19 protein-coding genes are annotated in these 15,578 nt (G+C 64.2%); 11 read left to right on the top strand and 8 right to left on the bottom strand.

From position 1 onward, the window contains the following. Window positions 1-12: 12 nt before the first annotated feature. The gene (locus BR71_RS15355) at window positions 13-1,107 is read left to right on the top strand and encodes a pyridoxal phosphate-dependent aminotransferase (protein WP_043639361.1); all 1,095 of its coding nucleotides are present in this window, start codon (window positions 13-15) and stop codon (window positions 1,105-1,107) included. A gap of 204 nt (window positions 1,108-1,311) precedes the next feature. On the opposite strand, the gene BR71_RS15350 is transcribed toward BR71_RS15355, so the two are convergent. Beyond that, window positions 1,312-2,037 (bottom strand): MgtC/SapB family protein, encoded by a 726-nt coding sequence (locus BR71_RS15350; protein ID WP_019103569.1) that lies wholly within the window; start codon window positions 2,035-2,037, stop codon window positions 1,312-1,314. Window positions 2,038-2,339: 302 nt separating this feature from the next. Between BR71_RS15350 and BR71_RS15345 the strand changes: the two genes are divergently transcribed. Genes BR71_RS15345 through BR71_RS15335 form a run of 3 tightly spaced genes read left to right on the top strand, consistent with a single transcriptional unit; the run spans window position 2,340 to window position 3,873 of the window. Continuing rightward, complete coding sequence (locus BR71_RS15345; protein ID WP_043639357.1) at window positions 2,340-2,708, top strand: VOC family protein; 369 nt, start codon at window positions 2,340-2,342, stop codon at window positions 2,706-2,708. Further along, window positions 2,705-3,157 (top strand): EVE domain-containing protein, encoded by a 453-nt coding sequence (locus tag BR71_RS15340; RefSeq protein WP_043639354.1) that lies wholly within the window; start codon window positions 2,705-2,707, stop codon window positions 3,155-3,157. The genes BR71_RS15345 and BR71_RS15340 overlap by 4 nt, the downstream gene beginning before the upstream one ends. Window positions 3,158-3,159: 2 nt before the next feature. Continuing rightward, window positions 3,160-3,873: a helix-turn-helix transcriptional regulator gene (locus BR71_RS15335; protein ID WP_043589350.1), complete on the top strand. Its 714-nt coding sequence runs from the start codon at window positions 3,160-3,162 to the stop codon at window positions 3,871-3,873. Window positions 3,874-3,901: 28 nt separating this feature from the next. On the opposite strand, the gene BR71_RS15330 is transcribed toward BR71_RS15335, so the two are convergent. Beyond that, window positions 3,902-4,876, bottom strand: coding sequence for a quinone oxidoreductase family protein (locus BR71_RS15330; RefSeq protein ID WP_043639351.1), 975 nt, complete (start codon window positions 4,874-4,876; stop codon window positions 3,902-3,904). Window positions 4,877-4,962: 86 nt separating this feature from the next. Then, window positions 4,963-5,538: a YqiA/YcfP family alpha/beta fold hydrolase gene (locus BR71_RS15325; RefSeq protein ID WP_043589346.1), complete on the bottom strand. Its 576-nt coding sequence runs from the start codon at window positions 5,536-5,538 to the stop codon at window positions 4,963-4,965. A 204-nt stretch (window positions 5,539-5,742) separates the two neighbouring features. Between BR71_RS15325 and BR71_RS15320 the strand changes: the two genes are divergently transcribed. Next, a complete protein-coding gene (locus tag BR71_RS15320) occupies window positions 5,743-6,162 on the top strand; it encodes a hypothetical protein (protein ID WP_043589344.1) in 420 nt (139 codons plus the stop codon). 15 nt (window positions 6,163-6,177) lie between these two features. Here BR71_RS15320 and BR71_RS15315 read toward each other — a convergent pair whose 3' ends face one another. Both BR71_RS15315 and BR71_RS15310 read right to left on the bottom strand, forming a co-directional pair. Beyond that, complete coding sequence (locus BR71_RS15315) at window positions 6,178-6,807, bottom strand: tetratricopeptide repeat protein (protein WP_043639348.1); 630 nt, start codon at window positions 6,805-6,807, stop codon at window positions 6,178-6,180. A gap of 175 nt (window positions 6,808-6,982) precedes the next feature. Next, the gene (locus BR71_RS15310) at window positions 6,983-7,936 is read right to left on the bottom strand and encodes a LysR family transcriptional regulator (protein WP_043639345.1); all 954 of its coding nucleotides are present in this window, start codon (window positions 7,934-7,936) and stop codon (window positions 6,983-6,985) included. A 91-nt stretch (window positions 7,937-8,027) separates the two neighbouring features. Between BR71_RS15310 and BR71_RS15305 the strand changes: the two genes are divergently transcribed. The 3 genes from BR71_RS15305 (at window position 8,028) to BR71_RS15295 (ending at window position 9,772) form a co-directional block, all read left to right on the top strand. Continuing rightward, entirely contained in the window at window positions 8,028-8,477 is a 450-nt protein-coding gene (locus BR71_RS15305) for a DMT family transporter (protein ID WP_043639342.1), read from the top strand. 10 nt (window positions 8,478-8,487) lie between these two features. Next, window positions 8,488-8,925 carry a DMT family transporter gene (locus BR71_RS15300; protein WP_043639339.1) on the top strand — a complete coding sequence of 146 codons (438 nt, stop codon included), beginning with the start codon at window positions 8,488-8,490 and terminating at the stop codon, window positions 8,923-8,925. Between the two features lie 67 nt (window positions 8,926-8,992). Continuing rightward, window positions 8,993-9,772, top strand: coding sequence for an EAL domain-containing protein (locus tag BR71_RS15295; protein ID WP_043639330.1), 780 nt, complete (start codon window positions 8,993-8,995; stop codon window positions 9,770-9,772). Here BR71_RS15295 and BR71_RS15290 read toward each other — a convergent pair. Further along, complete coding sequence (locus BR71_RS15290; protein WP_240314981.1) at window positions 9,727-10,926, bottom strand: MFS transporter; 1,200 nt, start codon at window positions 10,924-10,926, stop codon at window positions 9,727-9,729. The two genes, BR71_RS15295 and BR71_RS15290, sit on opposite strands and share 46 nt — an antisense overlap. A gap of 117 nt (window positions 10,927-11,043) precedes the next feature. On the opposite strand from BR71_RS15290, the gene BR71_RS15285 reads away from it, so the two are divergent. Then, window positions 11,044-11,925, top strand: a complete 882-nt coding sequence (locus tag BR71_RS15285) for a LysR family transcriptional regulator (RefSeq protein WP_043639328.1) — start codon at window positions 11,044-11,046, stop codon at window positions 11,923-11,925. Between the two features lie 151 nt (window positions 11,926-12,076). Here the strand turns inward: BR71_RS15285 and BR71_RS15280 are convergent, their stop codons facing one another. Continuing rightward, entirely contained in the window at window positions 12,077-13,081 is a 1,005-nt protein-coding gene (locus BR71_RS15280) for an extracellular catalytic domain type 2 short-chain-length polyhydroxyalkanoate depolymerase (protein WP_052370648.1), read from the bottom strand. Window positions 13,082-13,280: 199 nt separating this feature from the next. On the opposite strand from BR71_RS15280, the gene BR71_RS15275 reads away from it, so the two are divergent. Both BR71_RS15275 and BR71_RS15265 read left to right on the top strand, forming a co-directional pair. After that, a complete protein-coding gene (locus BR71_RS15275) occupies window positions 13,281-14,099 on the top strand; it encodes a M949_RS01915 family surface polysaccharide biosynthesis protein (protein WP_052370669.1) in 819 nt (272 codons plus the stop codon). Between the two features lie 299 nt (window positions 14,100-14,398). Further along, window positions 14,399-14,581: a hypothetical protein gene (locus tag BR71_RS15265; RefSeq protein WP_043639322.1), complete on the top strand. Its 183-nt coding sequence runs from the start codon at window positions 14,399-14,401 to the stop codon at window positions 14,579-14,581. Window positions 14,582-15,140: 559 nt separating this feature from the next. On the opposite strand, the gene BR71_RS15260 is transcribed toward BR71_RS15265, so the two are convergent. Then, window positions 15,141-15,518, bottom strand: a complete 378-nt coding sequence (locus BR71_RS15260; RefSeq protein ID WP_043639320.1) for a VOC family protein — start codon at window positions 15,516-15,518, stop codon at window positions 15,141-15,143. Window positions 15,519-15,578 lie beyond the last annotated feature (60 nt).

The following is a 15,578-nucleotide window of genomic DNA, read 5'->3' as shown; positions in this document are numbered from 1 at the left end:
AAGGAGCCGCCGATGTCTCACTTCGCCCGTCACCTGGAACATCACACCATCGTCAACCCCTTCCCCGGCATCGTGAAGCTGGAGGCGGCGTTGGGCCACCGCATCGGCGCGCGCATCGGTTCCAATGAAAGCATGGCCAAGCCGGCCTCTCCGCTAACGGCGGAGTTCGGCGAGATGATGACGGAACTGGCCCGGCTCTACCCTGACCCTTACGCGCACGGACTGCGTCAGCGCGCGGCGGCCCACAACCGCGTGGACGCGAGCCAGGTACTGTTCGACACCGGCGCCGACAGCCTGATCCTGTTGGCCTTGCGTCTGGCCTGTAATGTCGGCGACGCGGTGGTATGCACCGCCGGCACCTATCCCACCTTCCGTTATTTCGCCGAAGGCGTGGGGGCGCGCATTCTGGAAGTGCCCTACCAGCAACAAGGCGACCGGCTGCAGGCCGATCTGCCGCGGCTGGCGGAAGTGGCTCGCGCCGAGCGTGCCGCCGTGCTCTATCTCGCCAACCCGGATAATCCCAGCGGCCACTACTGGAGCGCGGACGATATCCTGGCGCTGCGCGAAACCCTGCCTTCGTCCACGCTGTTGATCCTGGACGAGGCCTATGTCGATTTCTGCGTGGACGCGCAGGACGCGCCGCCGCAGGGCGCGCTGCCCAACACCCTGCGTTTGCGCACGCTGTCCAAGGCCTATGCGCTGGCCGGTCTGCGGGTGGGCTACGCCATAGGTCCGCAACACATCGTCGCCAAGGCGGACCAGATTCGGCCGCAATTCGCGCTGTCCAGCTTCGCCCAACTGGCGGCGCAAATCGTGCTGGACGATCCCGACTATTCCCGTCAGTTGATCGCCGCCACCATCCATCTGCGCGACAAACTATCCGACGCCTTGCGCGCGCGCGACCTCGTGGTGATGCCCTCGCACACCAACTTCGTCTGCATCGCCTATCGCGACGCCGCCAGCAGCGAGGCCATCCATCGCCAGCTGCTGTCCGACGGCATCGCCGTGCACCGCCCGCCGCACCCGGCGGTACGCCACTTGCTGCGCGTCACCGCGCAACCGCAGGCGCTGTCGGCCAAAGTGATGGCGGCGCTGGCGGAAGGTTAAGAAGCGGTTCAAAGCCCGCTGCGCGTCAGCGGGATGGATAGATGGGTTGAAACCCGCTTTGAAACGCTCATGTACCACGCGTACATTCTGCTTTCTCAGCGGGTTTCGTCTTGTCTTGCTCTCAAGACTTTGAACAGGCTCTCCCGCCCATAAAAAAGCCCTGGACCGGCAAGCGGCCCAGGGCTTGATCTTTCCCCATCCTTCTCACTCCGAAGTACTGGGATTCCAATACGCCTGACTGATGAAAGGCTGGGCCACCAGCTTGGCGGCGATCTCCTCCAGCTCCTCCCACTCCACCGAGGTGGACAGCAAGGTGGCGGTCATCTCCACCTCGTCGTCGCCGAAGGGCTCCACGTCCAGATCCCCCACCGGATACTTGGACTCCTCAAGCAGGTCGCTGAGCAAGGCCATTGCGTGTTTCTGGCCGGAACGGCTGGAGATCACGCACAACTGGTAAGTGACTTCGCTGGTTTCGTCGTCGATAGGCTTGCGGTTGATCGAGTTCACCACCGGACGCAGCAAGGTGTTGCTGGCCAACACGAACAGCGTGATCAGAAAAGCCTGGGGAATCTGACCCGCGCCGGCGCTGGCGCCGACTGCCGCCGAGCCCCACAAGGTCGCCGCGGTGTTCAAACCGCGCACGTTCAAGCCCTCTTTCATGATGGTGCCGGCGCCGAGAAAACCAACGCCGGACACCACGTAGGACGCCACCCGCGCCGCGCCGCCGGTGCCGTCCAGCTGCAGCGCCATGTCGACAAAGGCCGCCGCGCCCACCGCCACCAGGGTATTGGTGCGCAGGCCAGCGGTGCGCTGACGGAACTGGCGCTCGTAGCCTATGGCCGAGCCCAGAATGAAAGCCGTCAACAGGCTGAGCAAGGTTTGCAGCAGACCAGACCCGTTGAAGCCCAGAAACTGCAGTAAGGTTTCCACTTGTTATTCCTCCTGCGGTCGATTGAAAAAACAGCCGTCCCGGCGCGCCGGGAAACAGTCTGGCAGTTTGCCACATCCACGTGACCGGGTCGTGTCCGGCCTAGCGGTTTTTACTCGCCCGGCAACCGGCAAAGTTGCCCAAGCCCAAAAAAATCGCAAACGCGGCGCGCCTGCTGACAACACGCTGTCAGCAGGGGGGCCGCACACTGCCCTCCATGGCCGCGACGCCGCCTCCGCCCCGTTGAACGCGAGGCAGCAACGCTCGCGGCCGGATCGCTCAAAACCCCTTTAAGGAGTGTGCCATGTCCCCTGTATTACACTGGTTTGAAATTCCCGTGCTCCAGTTCGAACGCGCCGTCGCCTTCTATCAGCAGGCATTGCAGCTAGAACTGCACGAGGAAAGCTTCGACAACGCCCGCATGGCGCTGTTTCCCAAAACCGGCGACAGTTGCGGCGGCGCGCTGCTGAGCTGCCCGCAAGCCCGCCCCCACGTAGACGGCGTGCGCGTCTATCTGGATGGCGGCGCCGATCTGGACGCCACGCTGGAACGGGTCAAAACCGCCGGCGGCATCGTGGTGCAGCCCAAGACCCGCTTGCCGGAAACCTGGGGGCACATCGCACTGTTTTCCGATCTGGAAGGCAATCTGATCGGCCTGCACAGCGCCGCATGAGCCGTCGCTACTGGATAGGCGTGGCCAGCCGCGACCATGTGCGGCGCGGGCTGGCCGGCAGCTTCGCCCAGCTCTGCCATGGCAAGGCCGCGCCGCTCAAGCGGATGGCGGCCGGCGACGGCCTGATCTATTACTCGCCGGTGCTCAGCCTGGAAGGGCGCGAGCCCTGCCAGCGCTTCACCGCCATCGGCCAGGCGATGGGCGACCGAGTCTACCCGTTCCGGGTCAGCGCCGATTTCGAGCCCTACCGGCGGAACATCGCGTTCTGGCCGGCAGAGGACGCCGAAATCCGGCCGCTGCTCGGCCAATTGATCTTCATCGCGGATCCGGCGCGCTGGGGCTACGCCTTTCGCTTCGGCCACCTGGAAATCGGCCGCGCCGATTTCCTGTTGATCGCGCGCGCGATGCGGGCGACACTGCCGCCATCCATGCTGCGGGAACCCGACTAAATATGCGCCGAGCCGACCGACTGGTTCAAATCCTCTTGCTGCTGCGCGGCCGCCGCCGCACCACTGCCCGGCAGTTGGCCGAATGGCTGGAAGTGACGCCGCGCACTGTCTACCGCGATATGGCGGATCTGATGGCCAGCGGCGCGCCGCTCAACGGCGAAGCCGGCGAGGGCTATTGGCTGGAAGCCGGCTTCACGCCGCCGGCGGTGGCGTTTTCCGCGCGCGAACTGGCGGCGCTGGAAGTGGGCGCGCGCATGCTGGCGGCCTGGGCGGACCGGGACACCGCCGCCGCGGCGCAATCGGCGCTGGGCCGCATCCACGCGGTGCTGGGGTCCTCCGGCCTGCCGCCGGAGCCGCTGTACGCGCCCACTGCGGGCAATTACCCGCGCGAGCGGCTGGCGCCGCTGCGCGACGCCATCGTCTCCCGCCAAGCGCTTTGGGTGGATTACCGCGACGAAAGCGGCCGCGATAGCCAACGCGCGCTGTTGCCGCTGGCTCTGTTTTTCTGGGGCGACCGCTGGCTGCTGGCGGCCTGGTGCGGCCTGCGCCTGGACTACCGCAGCTTCCGCGTGGACCGGCTGCAAAGCTGGCGCGACACCAACCTGAGCTGCCCGCCCGACGTCAGCCTGGCCGGCTATCTGGGCCATGTCGACAGCGACGGCCGGGCGTTGGCTTGGCTGGAGCGACACCAGCGCCAGCCCTGGCACCAAGAATAAGCGATGCCTGACTGGCGTCGCTGCCCGTTCAAGGCAGCAGGATAATAGAGCCGCTAGTCTTGCGCCCTTCCAGATCGCGGTGCGCCTGCGCGGCCTCCGCCAAGGGATAACGATGCGATGGCGCCACCTTGACCCTGCCGTCCGCCACCCGATCAAACAAGGCTTGGGCCGAGGCCTCCAGCTCCGCGCGGCTGGCGATGTAATCGGCCAGCTTGGGCCGGGTAAAGAACAGCGAGCCGCGACTGGTCAGCTCCAAAGGCGCGAACGGCGGCACCGCGCCGGACGCGTTGCCAAAGCTGACCAACATGCCGCGCGGACTCAAGCAAGCCAGCGATATCTGGAAAGTATCCTTGCCGACCGAGTCATAGACCACCGGCACGCCCTGTCCGCCGGTGATCTCGCTGACTCGCGCCACCACGTCTTCGCGGCTGTAATTGATCACATGCTGGCAGCCCAGGCCGCGCACGATGTCGGCCTTGGCGTCGGAACCAACAGTGCCTATCACCGTCGCGCCCAGCGCCGTCAGCCACTGCACCGCGATCTGTCCCACTCCGCCGGCGGCCGCGTGCCACAAGATGGTTTGGCCCGGCCTCACCGGGTAGGTGCGTTGCACCAGATACTCCACAGTCATGCCCTGCAACATCATGCAGGCGGCGGATTCGTCGCTGATGCCGTCGGGAATCTTCACCAGCACCGCCGCCGGCAGCAAGCGCTCGGTGCTATAAGCGCCCAGCGGGCCTCCGGCGTAAGCGACGCGGTCTCCCACCGCCAGACCGGACACCCCCGGCCCCAACGCTTCCACCACCCCGGCCGCCTCCTGGCCCAGGCCGGACGGCAGCGGCAACGGATACAGACCACTGCGCTGATAGGTATCGATGAAGTTGACGCCGATGGCGGTATGACGCACCCGCGCCTGACCCGGTCCCGGAGCGGTCAGCTCCTGGCTTTGCAGACCGAGCACTTCCGGCCCGCCGGTGTGGGAGAAAACGATGGCTTGAGTCATGGCAGCCTCCTAGGCTCAAAAAATCCAGTGTGCGACGGCGGAGCCGTCCCAGGCAAGCCGCTGTCGCAGAACAGGCTGTTTCTACATCAAACCAAGCATTGTCCGCGCCCCCAAGCCAGCACTTCCGGCAGGATGCGCGGCCAGGCTTCAAGTCTATGGTCATCGCCGTTGAACACTGTCTGGCGGCAGTCCAGATACAGCGCCGCCGCTTCACGCCAATCCAGCACCTCGTCGCAACTGCCCAACAGCAGCCAGTAACGGCGCGCGGACGGCTGGGGCACGCGCAGCCCCAGCAAGGCGTGCATATCAGCGTCGCTCAAGGTGTAGACCACGCCGGTGTAGGGGTTGGTCTGCTCGCCGATGAAACGCGCCAAATCGTCGTAAGGCCGCACCGCCGGATTGATCAGCACCGCCGGGCGTTGATGGCGCTCGGCCAAAAAGGTAGCGTAATAACCGCCGAGCGAACTGCCGATCAGCAAGGTGTCGGCCGGCAAGGACGCCACCAGAGCGGACGCCTGCTCGATCGCCTCGGCCGGATGGGGGGACAGCTGCGGACAATGCAAGGTCGCATCGAACGCGTTCTGTTGCAAATAAGCGGCGGTTTCGTTCGCCTTCAGCGATTGAGGACCGGAATTGAAGCCGTGCAGGTAGACAATATGCATGCGGATGGGAACAAACAGTCAATAAAGCGTTCATTCTAAATGGCCATCGTCCCAAGAAAAACCCTGGCAGCCGCGGCTGGCAACCGTCCTTTCGACGGGCTTGCCAATACATTCGCATGAATGATACAAAAACGCGGAAAAAATAATAAAACCGACGATTTATGCCACTTAAGCGCGGTTTACAAAGATAACAGGAGAACATAAATGCTTGCCACCTTGCCGGACAACGCCCTCGTCGCCGACGCCACCACCACCAAACCCTACTCCGTAGCCAGCCTGATCATGGCGTGCGGCTTTCTGCACCACAGCGCGCAGGCTTTTCTAGACGACGTGCGCGCGGACCAGGCGCTGATCCGTTCCGGCTTCTGTCCGCGCCACCATGTTCACGTGGACCGCGACGGCCAGGCCACGGTGGACGGCTTCGTCCATGAACAGGTGGGCTTGCTGCTTCAGCACAATGCCTCCCTGCATTTCGCCTTGCATGAAATGCTGATGCAGTTCGGCCCGGACGCCTGCAACGACACTCTGGCCGGCATCATCGTGCGCGGCCTGCGCGGCGTTCAGGATTGGCAGGCCGCCTGCCAGTGCCTGGCGGCGATGCGCCGCGGCCCGGCCCGCGCCTGAGCAGGTTTCAAGCCGTCATGCCGGCGGCTTGGCCCGCTTGGCCAGGTCCAAGGCCTTGAGCCTGGCGCCGACATCGCCCTGCGCGGCCGCCTTGGCGTACCAGCGGATCGCCGCCGGCAAGTCCCGCTCCACCCCGTCGCCATGCTCGTACATGCTGGCGATCAGATACTGCGCGCCCACGTCGCCCTGCCGGGCGGCCTTCTCGTACCAATACGCCGCCAGCCGGTAATCCTTGGCCACGCCGCGACCGAGGAAGTACTGAGTGCCCAGATCCAGCTCTGCCGGCAGATAGCCTTGATCTGCGGCCAACCGGAACCAACGCGTCGCCTCGGCTTGCGACTTGGCCACCTGCTGGCCGTTTTCGTACAACACTCCCAAGGCGTGCTGCGCCTGCGGCAGACCTGCGTCGGCTGCGCGACGCAACCAGCGCTCTCCCTGCATCCGGTCAGGCGCGCCGCCCTCTCCTCTCCAATGCATCATCGCCAGATCGAAAGCAGCCACCCGGTCGCCCGCCTGGGCCGCCTGCTCGAACTGCCTTCGCGCGGCGGCGTAGTCCCCATGCTGATAACTGGCCCAGCCGGCCACCTCCGTAGCCAGCGACGCCAAGGCCCACATCGCCAATATCCCGCCTGCCCACACTTTCATCGCCGCTCTCCCCACCAGCCTGTCCTGAGAACCTGTTCAAAGTCTCGCGAGCAAGAGCGAGACAAGGCGAAAACGGCTGAGAAAGCGGAATGTACATGGGGTACATGAGCATTTCGAAGCCGGTTTCAACGCGGTATCGCCGATGCGTAGCAGACGATGAACAGGTTATGAGAGCTTAGTCGGCGGCGGCGGGGGAATCTGTCGGCGCCCGTTCCCACGGCGGCGGCTCGCCGCCCAGCCGTCTATCGATGAACTCCAGAAAAGCGCTCACCTTGGCCGGCACGTGCTTGCGCTCGGGAAACACCGCGTACACCGCGTGCAGCGGCAGAGGGTAGCGCTCCAGCAAGGGCAGCAGCCGCCCGGCGGCCAAATCCGCCCCCACAATGAAGGTGGGCATTTGAGCAATACCGGCGCCGGCCAAAAGCGCGTCGCGCAGGGCCTCGCTGTTGTTGACCAGATAATTGCCGCGCGGCTCCACCGCCACCGGGCCGTCAGAACCTTGCAACGTCCACGCCGCGCCGCCGCGGTAATAGGCATAGCGCAGGCAGTTGTGCCCGGCCAGCTGCGCCGGCGTTTCCGGCCGGCCATGGCGCGCCAGGTAGGCGGGGGCGGCGCAGATCACGCTGCGACAAGGAGCGATACGGCGGGCGATCAAGCTGGACTCCGGCAAATGGCCGATGCGGATCGCCAGGTCGAAGCCGCCTTCCACCAAATCCACCATCCTGTCGTCCATCTGCATGTCCAGCTGCACCCCCGGATAAGCGGCCAGGAAATCCGGCGCCAGCGGCGACAAATGCAGCCGGCCGAACACCATGGGCACGCTGATGCGCAGCAACCCTCGCGGCTGGCTCTGCAAACGAGCGATGGCGTCTTCGCCCTCGCGCGCCAGAACCAGCGCCTGACGCGCGTAAGCATGGTATTGCGCGCCGGCCTCGGTCAGATGCAAGCGCCGGGTAGTACGCTGCAACAGTCGGACTCCCAGCCTCGCCTCCAGCAAGGAAACGCGCTTGCTGACCGCGGATTTGCTCAAGCCTAGTTTGCGGCCGGCGGCGGCAAAGCTCCCGCATTCGATCACCGCGACAAACAAGGGCAGCGCGGCAAAACGTTCGCTCTCGTCCGTATTGTCCACTTTTACTCCACTATCCGTTTCCAACAAGCCGGATTATCGCCTAAAGCGCCACGATATATAGTGTCCGCAATGTCTCATACGGAACAAAGTCATGGACGCAAAACAACTGGACAGCCCGCTGGCGCTCGCCGCCGGCGCGATGCTCGCCTGGATGATTCATTGCAATAGTTTGCTGGCCGCGCACAGCGGCCCGCTGCAAGCCTCGTGGCTGGCGCACGGCCTGGGCGCGCTGACCGCGTTGGCGCTATGGCGCGCGACGACGCGATCGAATCCTGCGCCGGCCTCCTGCCGCCCGCCGCCTCGCTGGGCCTATCTAGGTGGCCTGCCCGGCGCGCTGACGGTGGCGCTGTCCGCTGTCGCGGTCAATAGCCCATTGGCGCTGGCCGGCACCCTGGCCTTGGCCATCGCCGGCCAATTGCTGTTCAGCCTGCTGTGCGAACGCTGCGGCTTTCTCGTCGCGCGGCGCGCGTTAACCCGCCACGACGCGCACGCCGCCTTGCTAGTGCTGAGCGGTTGCGCCGTCCTGATCTCCGCCATCTGAAGGAGGCGACATGACCGCTTACATCCTGCTGGCCCTGCTCAACGGCGTTTGCATCGGCGCCAGCCGCGCCGTCAACGGCCGCATGGCCCAAGAACGCGGCGCTTTCGCCGCCTCCTGGTGGAACCATCTGATAGGCTTCCTGCTGCTTAGCGCGCTGCTGCCAATCCTAAGCGGCGCGCCCGTCGGCGGCCTCGCCAACGCGCCGGCCAGCGCCTATCTGGGTGGCGCGCTAGGCGCGCTGTTCGTAGCCGTCAACAGCCACGTGCTGACGCGGCTAGGCATGATGAAAACCACCTTGCTGGTGATAACCGGTCAAATGCTGACCGGCATCTTGCTGGACCGCCTGACCGGCCTTGAGCGCCCGGCACTGACCCAGTTGCTGGGCGCTGCGCTGCTTCTGGCCGGGTTGTGGCTGGCCAGACGTCCGCGCACCGGCGCGCGCGCCTGAACCGACGCCGAGAATCGCCGCGCAATGCTTGCTATGCTGAAAGTCCACCCCGCGCGGCTAAAAAACCATGGTTCCACCCCAAAACCCTCATCCCGAGCGCCAGCTGTACCGCGACGCGGACGGCCGCTATTGCGCGCGGCTGGGCGGCTATCAATTCAGCAGCGTGTTCCAGCCTCTGTTCTACCGCAGCGGCGGCGTGTTCGGCTATGAAGCGCTGCTGCGCGTGCGCACGCAAGACGGCCAGACGCCGCCCCCCGACGCCTTTTTGTCCGGGTTGCCGCCGGAATTGGCGCTGGAAGCCGACCAACTGGCCCGGCTGATCCACATCCGCAACTTCGCACAAAGCGGCCAGTCCGGCTGTCTGAGCCTGAACCTGTTGGCCCAGACAGCGGTGGTGGACAACCACGGCCGCAGTCACCTTCCCCTGCTGCAAGGCCTGTTGGACTCCTTGGAACTGGACAGCGCCGGCGTGATTTTCGAACTGCCGGAATACGAGGTGGAGCACCACGGCCAACCGTTGATCAACAGCCTGCGCCTGACCGCCGAGGCAGGCTTCGGCCTGTCGGTGGACGACTTTGGCGCAGTGGCCGCGCGTCACGGCAAGGTCAAGTCGCTGTGCCCGGACCTGATCAAGATCGACCGCAGCCTGCTGCTGGACTATATGTCCGGCGAACGCCACCGGCTGCCGGTGCTGCTGGAACTGGGCTGGCAGATAGGCTGCCGCATGGCGGTGGAAGGCATTGAGAGCCGGGAACAACATCTGGCCATGCAGGAGCTGGGCGTAGAGCTCTACCAGGGCTTCTATCTGGGCAAACCGGCCGAGTTGCCGGTGACCTGCCAGCTGTGACCGGCGCGGTCCAGCCCCAGGCTGGCCAACGCCAAAGCGGCCAGAGCCGCGCCCAGCCAAACCGGCGCGCGCAGGCTCCAGCCGGCGTCCAGCAGCGCGCCGCCGCCCCAGGATCCCAACATCAAGCCCAGATTGACCACCGACATGTGAAGGCTGTTCACCATAGGTCCGCTGCCGCCGGCGCGCACTACCCGCGCCACCATCGCCGGATTCATCGGCAAACCAGCCAGGCCCAACAGCAGTACGCAAGCCGCCGCGGCAGCCCGCCATTGCGCCAACAACGCCAGCGCCACCAAAGCCGCCAACAACGTCAGCAAACCAACGCGCAGCACCCAGCGGGTATGACGATCCGCCCACCTGCCGCTGCATAAATTGCCCGCCACTGTCGCCAGCCCATAACCGGCGAACAGCCACGGCAACGTCGTGGCGTCGAAGCCGCTGATCTGGGTAAACAAGGGCGCCAGGTAGGTGAAGGCGGCGAATACCGCGCCTATGATCAGACCGCTGCTCAGATAAGCCGCCCACAAACTGCCACGCGCCAGCCGTCGGCCTTCTTCGCCCAGGCTCAGGGCGCGCGGCGCGGAGCCGGACGGCGTCAGCGCGGCAATGCCCGCCGCGGCCAGCACCACCATCATCGCCACGAGCCAAAAGCTCAAGCGCCAGCCCCAGTGCTGATCTACCCAGGCAGCCAGCGGCAAGCCGGCCACCGAAGCCAGCATCAAGCCATTGAGCACCAGCGCGGCGGCGCGCGCCACCCGATGTTCGCCCACCAACTCCGCCGCCAAGGCCAGCGCCACGCCGAAAAAGGCCGATTGCGCCACGCCGCAGATCAGCCGCGACCACAGCATTTGTTGGTAATCTCCGGCCAACGCCCCCAAAACCTGGCCAGCCAGGAACAAGAGCAACAGACCAATGAGGCTGTGCTTGCGCCGCGCCGCGCGCAGCAGCCAAGTCAGCACCGGCCCGCCCAGCACGACACTGGCGGCGAAGGCCGACACCAGATTGCCCACCGCCGGCAAGCCGACGCCCAAGGCCACCGCCAGCGACGGCATCATCCCTGCCACCATGAACTCCGACGTCGCCATCGCAAAAATGCATAAACCCAGCAGATACACCGTTGCCGGCATCGCCGCCTCGCCGTTTTTGCCCGCCATTCCTCTTCTCCCGTATCGCCATTGAATGAAGGCTTATGCTAGATTTCTTGGCGAAACGGAAAAATAGTCTTTAATTCCTTAGATAACGGAAAAATTTTCTGTAATAGCGAGGTTTGCATGGAGAAAATGAGCGGCATCGAGCTGTTTGCCCACATCGCCCAGCAAGGCAGCCTGGTGGCAGCCGGACGGCAATTGGGCATTTCCGCCTCAGCCGCCGGCAAGGGGCTGGCGCGGCTGGAGGCACGATTGGGCGCCCGCCTGGTTCAGCGAAGCACGCGGCGGCTGACCCTGACCACGGCCGGGGAACAATACTTGCAACGATGCCTGCGCATTCTGGATGAAGTGGAAGCCGCCGAACGCGAGCTGCAACAGGGTCAGGCCGCTCCCCGCGGCCGGCTGAAAGTCGGTCTGCCGCATGAATGCGGGGTGCTGGCCCCACATCTGGCAAGCTTCATGCAAAGCTACCCGGAAATTGAGCTGGACCTGGACTATAGCGACCGCCTGGTGGATGTGATAGGCGAAGGCTTCGATGTAGTGATCCGCGGCGGCGAGCCCGGCGATTCACGCTTGAGCGCTCGCCGGCTGGGCGCTTATCGCATGCGGCTGGTGGCCGCGCCGGCCTACTTCGCCCGCTGCGGGGAGCCGGCGTCGCCGGCAGATCTGGCGCGACACCGCTGCCTGCATTATCGCTACCCTCGCAGCGGCAAGCTGGCGCCGTGGCCGCTGAGCGGCGTCGATGCCCAGACTTTGCCGGTCAACGCCTGCGGCAACACAGGCGACGCGCTGATCCAGTTGGCCGAACAAGGCGCCGGCATCGCCTGCTTGCCGGACTTCACCGTGCGCCGCCAACTGGCGGAAGGACGGTTGCAAGCGCTGCCGGAAGCCTGGGCGGAACGCCGCGGCACCCTCTACCTGCTATGGCCCAGCGCGCCCTATTTGCCTCCGCGGCTGCGCGCCTTCATCGACTTCTTTGCTGAGCGCGGCTTCCCCGGGGGCTGAGAGCGTGTTCAAAGTCTCGCGAGCAAGGGCGAGACAAGGCGAAAACGGCTGAGAAAGCCGGGTGTACGAGGGGTACATGAGCAGTTTGAGCTTGTACTCACCGTGCAACGCTTCACAAAGTGCAGCAGACTTTGAACAAGCTCAGAGAGACTCACGGCGCCGACACCAGCCGGTCCGCCATCGCCTTGATCGCCCGCATTTGCACCCCGCTCTTCCAGGCGAAATTCACGCCGGTGTAGCCAAACCAGTCCCAGCAGCCGTTCGGGTTGCCCGGCGGCATCGCCGTGGTTTGGGGGTACAGCACGATGATGCGGTTGTTGTCCGCCCACTCGTTGTAGCCGGCATGAGCATAATAGGCGTCGCCGACGGCGCCGGCGTATTGCCGGCAACCGTGCAGCGCCACATGCACCTTGCAGGCCTCGCCCTCGGCGCAGACGCGCGGCACATAGACATAGCCCTCGTCCGCCAAGCTGCTGCCTGGCGGCGCGTACGGCTTCTGGTCGAAAACCGTCACTTGGCTGCTCAATTGGGCAGCGCGCGGCTGCAAGGGGCCGTAAATCTGCTTCAGGATCGCGCCCGCCTGATCGTAGCCTTCGCCCTTCCAGTCGCAATGGTTGACGTAAGGCGACTTGGTTTCGCCGCAGTCATTGCCGTAAGTGGGCGTAATCTGGGCATGGCCGGCCGGCAGGCCGCGCGGATATTCAATACGCGCCGCCGGCACCCCCAGCTTGCGGAAATAGCTCTCAGCGCTGTCCACCACCGCCGTCTTCACGGTGTTGTCCTGACTGCCGCTGAACAGATAGACGCGACGCTTGGCCAAATTGGACAAGGGATCGATCTGCCCGCTCAGCGCGAACTGCTGGGTCGCCAATACCAGGCCGCCCACCGCCGGCGGCGGTCCGCTCATGCAGGCCGGCGCGCCCGCCAGCGTGCCCTTGGAACAATAATAGGGCCCGCCCGCCACCACGCCGACGCCGCGCACCGAGGCGGAAAACGCCACCTGGTACTGCACCGCCATGAAGGCCCCGGACGACAGGCCGGATACCGACGACTGCCGAGCGTCGCCGCGATACGCCGGCAGCGGTTCCGCCGCCGCAACCATCTGCGCCAACGTCAACGCCAGCGCCCCTCCCCACCACCAGCCCAGTTTCAGCATAAGTCCTCCTTTCGCGCGAAGCCCGCACTCCGCCTGGATTATGGCGCTGCCCGCCGGCAAAAATCACCCCAATGTCATGTTTAGTCGGCAAATCGGTCAGTCTTTTTCCTACGCCCAAGCCCTTTTACGGCCACCGGCGCTGTCCCGTGCCGCCGCTATTCCGTACTATTCCCGTTTTATCAATGACAAGAAGAACGGCATGCTACCGCTTCCCGCGCCCCCCATCGCCGGCCTGCGCACCTCGCTGCTGATCGGCCTGACGCTAATGCTCGTCGCCTGCAAAGCCGAGCCGCCGCCGCCCGCCACGAGACTTGACACGGCCAGTTCACCGACCGCCGCCGGCCAGGTGCGCCGCTTGAGCGCCTTGCCGGCCGGCGTCGAACTGCGTGGCAAGCTAAGCGCCGCCTACGGCTGGACGGACAACACCGGCGAAAACCTGTTGGTACTGGCGGAGCAACAGGAAGCCCGCGGCCCCGACGGCACCCAAAACGCGACGCTCTACGCCGCGCAATATGTACTGGGCCAAGACAGGCCGCGAAGGCTGTGGATGCTCAGCGACGGAGTAACGCGTTGCGAGTTCGACGCCAGCGCGGCCTTCGATCTAGACGCCATCGGCTTTCCGGACCTTAACCGCGACGGCGCCTTGGAAACCATTGTCGGCTATCGCAGCACCTGCGCCAGCGACGTCAGCCCCAATGACTACAAGCTGATCCTTCATGTGGGCAAAACCAAGTACGGACTGCGCGGTCTGGACCGCCAAGGCGTGCGCTGGCTGGACCCGGACAGCGGCCACTTGACCGGCCTTCCGCTACCCGACGACTGCAGCCCGCAGGGCCAACGGGCGCTGCAAGCCAAAGGTTGGGAAAAAGACTTCGAACCGCCCTACTTGCCCGGCTGCTACACCGACGAGAACGACTTCACCGCAGCGCCGCCGGCCTTTGCCCGTCACATGCGCCAACAGTGGTTCGCACTCATGCGCCAACAGGAAGAAAGCTGGCTCAAACAACAACATGAATGAGCTCAAAGCAGGCTCTGGTGCAGCTGACCATTCGATATACATATTGATAATTCTTGCTGAAATAAAATCGGAGCCATCACACACGCGTATCCTAAGGATTTCCATGGCCTCCGATTTTTCCCTCCCACGGCGCGGCATCCTTCGCTTATGGCTGAGCCTTGCCCTTGCGTTGACCTTGAGCGCCTACGCCGCGCCTGAGCAAAATACCGACGCCTCCGTCGCACTCGCAGACTAGCAATCTGCCCACTTTGCACGCGCCCAAGGGGTCGTTAACACGTGTGGCCAGCAGAGGCTGCATCATGCTGTTCAAGGCCGACGCGCCCATGATGACCAAAGTGTTGGCTAATCCCCTCCTGGCCAACAACGCCGCTGTACGCGACAAACAGGCCTACGCCGCCGGTTTCGACACCTTCCGCCTGGGTTACTTCAGCTCACGCCATCTGCCGGCTCGTCTGGCGCAGCAACACCCAACACAACGCTAAGCCGCGCGGGGGGCGCTGGGTGCCAATCCGCAATCCCCTCCCCTATCACCGCTGCCTCCCCGACGCCCGCGCGCCTGCATTCTCTTGACTCTCACTATGTCCCCCGGTTTCAGCACGCACTCGCACGAAACGTAATTTTTTGCAGTAAATAATAAATGTTATTCATTTTAAAATTTACAATCATGGCAATCGATGCCTTTGTTTTGATAGTTTTGTAAATTTCCATACCCGCCAAAAACCAGGAAAATCCACCTCACGCCACCCCGGTCCGGAACGCAAAAAACCCCAGGGGCGCCACCACGCCATCCTGGGGTTGAATTAAGAACCGCTAACAAAACCTCGCAGAAAAACTGCGCCAAGGCACGCCGACGCGCAGCAAATCGTAAAGAGGTTCCAAGTCGCAGAGCGAACGACTCAATTAAGACTCACAGTACCCAATTTTCGAGACGCCGCGCCTCAATCCACACCTCCGCCTCCCACTCCCTAAGTCATGACAAAAGCAAGTATTGACTGGCCTCACTCAACGGCGTTTGCCATGTTTATTCCGACAATTCGCGTTTCAACCAGCCTGATTAATGACGGCTTCAATGCGGTAGCCATCCGGGTCCACAACGAAGGCCGCGAAATAATGACTCCCATAATGGGGCCGTAAGCCCGGCGCGCCGTTGCAGCGTCCGCCGTGCAGAAGGGCCGCCGCATGAAACGCGCGGACCTGCTCGGGTGTGCCGGCGGCAAAAGCCAGATGAAATCCATCTCCGGGGAGCACGAGCTCCGGCACCCATTTGAGAGACAACTTGTCACCCCCGCCTGCTTTGCCGTATCCCACGGCCGTGTCGTGCTCAAACACCCGGACGTAGCCCAAAGGGGCTAGTGCCGCATCGTAAAAAGCGCCGGAGCGACCCAAATCGTGGACGCCGAAAGAGATGTGGTGGAGCATGTTTTTTTCCAATCGATGAAGTTCATATCAATGGCAAGGCAAGCTACCCAGATCGGCCAT

It is taken from the genome of Chromobacterium haemolyticum DSM 19808 (assembly GCF_000711885.1).
GTDB lineage: Bacteria > Pseudomonadota > Gammaproteobacteria > Burkholderiales > Chromobacteriaceae > Chromobacterium > Chromobacterium haemolyticum.
This window is presented reverse-complemented; position numbering and strand designations above follow the sequence as displayed.

What these genes read in the sequence shown, in the direction of transcription:
- BR71_RS15300 (WP_043639339.1), top strand. Translation starts at nt 8,488, where the DNA reads ATGACCGCTTACATCCTGCTGGCCCTGCTCAACGGCGTTTGCATCGGC.
- BR71_RS15320 (WP_043589344.1), top strand. Translation starts at nt 5,743, where the DNA reads ATGCTTGCCACCTTGCCGGACAACGCCCTCGTCGCCGACGCCACCACC.
- BR71_RS15315 (WP_043639348.1), bottom strand. Translation starts at nt 6,807, where the DNA reads ATGAAAGTGTGGGCAGGCGGGATATTGGCGATGTGGGCCTTGGCGTCG.
- BR71_RS15260 (WP_043639320.1), bottom strand. Translation starts at nt 15,518, where the DNA reads ATGCTCCACCACATCTCTTTCGGCGTCCACGATTTGGGTCGCTCCGGC.
- BR71_RS15330 (WP_043639351.1), bottom strand. Translation starts at nt 4,876, where the DNA reads ATGACTCAAGCCATCGTTTTCTCCCACACCGGCGGGCCGGAAGTGCTC.
- BR71_RS15340 (WP_043639354.1), top strand. Translation starts at nt 2,705, where the DNA reads ATGAGCCGTCGCTACTGGATAGGCGTGGCCAGCCGCGACCATGTGCGG.
- BR71_RS15325 (WP_043589346.1), bottom strand. Translation starts at nt 5,538, where the DNA reads ATGCATATTGTCTACCTGCACGGCTTCAATTCCGGTCCTCAATCGCTG.
- BR71_RS15345 (WP_043639357.1), top strand. Translation starts at nt 2,340, where the DNA reads ATGTCCCCTGTATTACACTGGTTTGAAATTCCCGTGCTCCAGTTCGAA.
- BR71_RS15275 (WP_052370669.1), top strand. Translation starts at nt 13,281, where the DNA reads ATGCTACCGCTTCCCGCGCCCCCCATCGCCGGCCTGCGCACCTCGCTG.
- BR71_RS15265 (WP_043639322.1), top strand. Translation starts at nt 14,399, where the DNA reads ATGCTGTTCAAGGCCGACGCGCCCATGATGACCAAAGTGTTGGCTAAT.
- BR71_RS15280 (WP_052370648.1), bottom strand. Translation starts at nt 13,081, where the DNA reads ATGCTGAAACTGGGCTGGTGGTGGGGAGGGGCGCTGGCGTTGACGTTG.
- BR71_RS15335 (WP_043589350.1), top strand. Translation starts at nt 3,160, where the DNA reads ATGCGCCGAGCCGACCGACTGGTTCAAATCCTCTTGCTGCTGCGCGGC.
- BR71_RS15295 (WP_043639330.1), top strand. Translation starts at nt 8,993, where the DNA reads ATGGTTCCACCCCAAAACCCTCATCCCGAGCGCCAGCTGTACCGCGAC.
- BR71_RS15290 (WP_240314981.1), bottom strand. Translation starts at nt 10,926, where the DNA reads ATGGCGGGCAAAAACGGCGAGGCGGCGATGCCGGCAACGGTGTATCTG.
- BR71_RS15355 (WP_043639361.1), top strand. Translation starts at nt 13, where the DNA reads ATGTCTCACTTCGCCCGTCACCTGGAACATCACACCATCGTCAACCCC.
- BR71_RS15285 (WP_043639328.1), top strand. Translation starts at nt 11,044, where the DNA reads ATGGAGAAAATGAGCGGCATCGAGCTGTTTGCCCACATCGCCCAGCAA.
- BR71_RS15305 (WP_043639342.1), top strand. Translation starts at nt 8,028, where the DNA reads ATGGACGCAAAACAACTGGACAGCCCGCTGGCGCTCGCCGCCGGCGCG.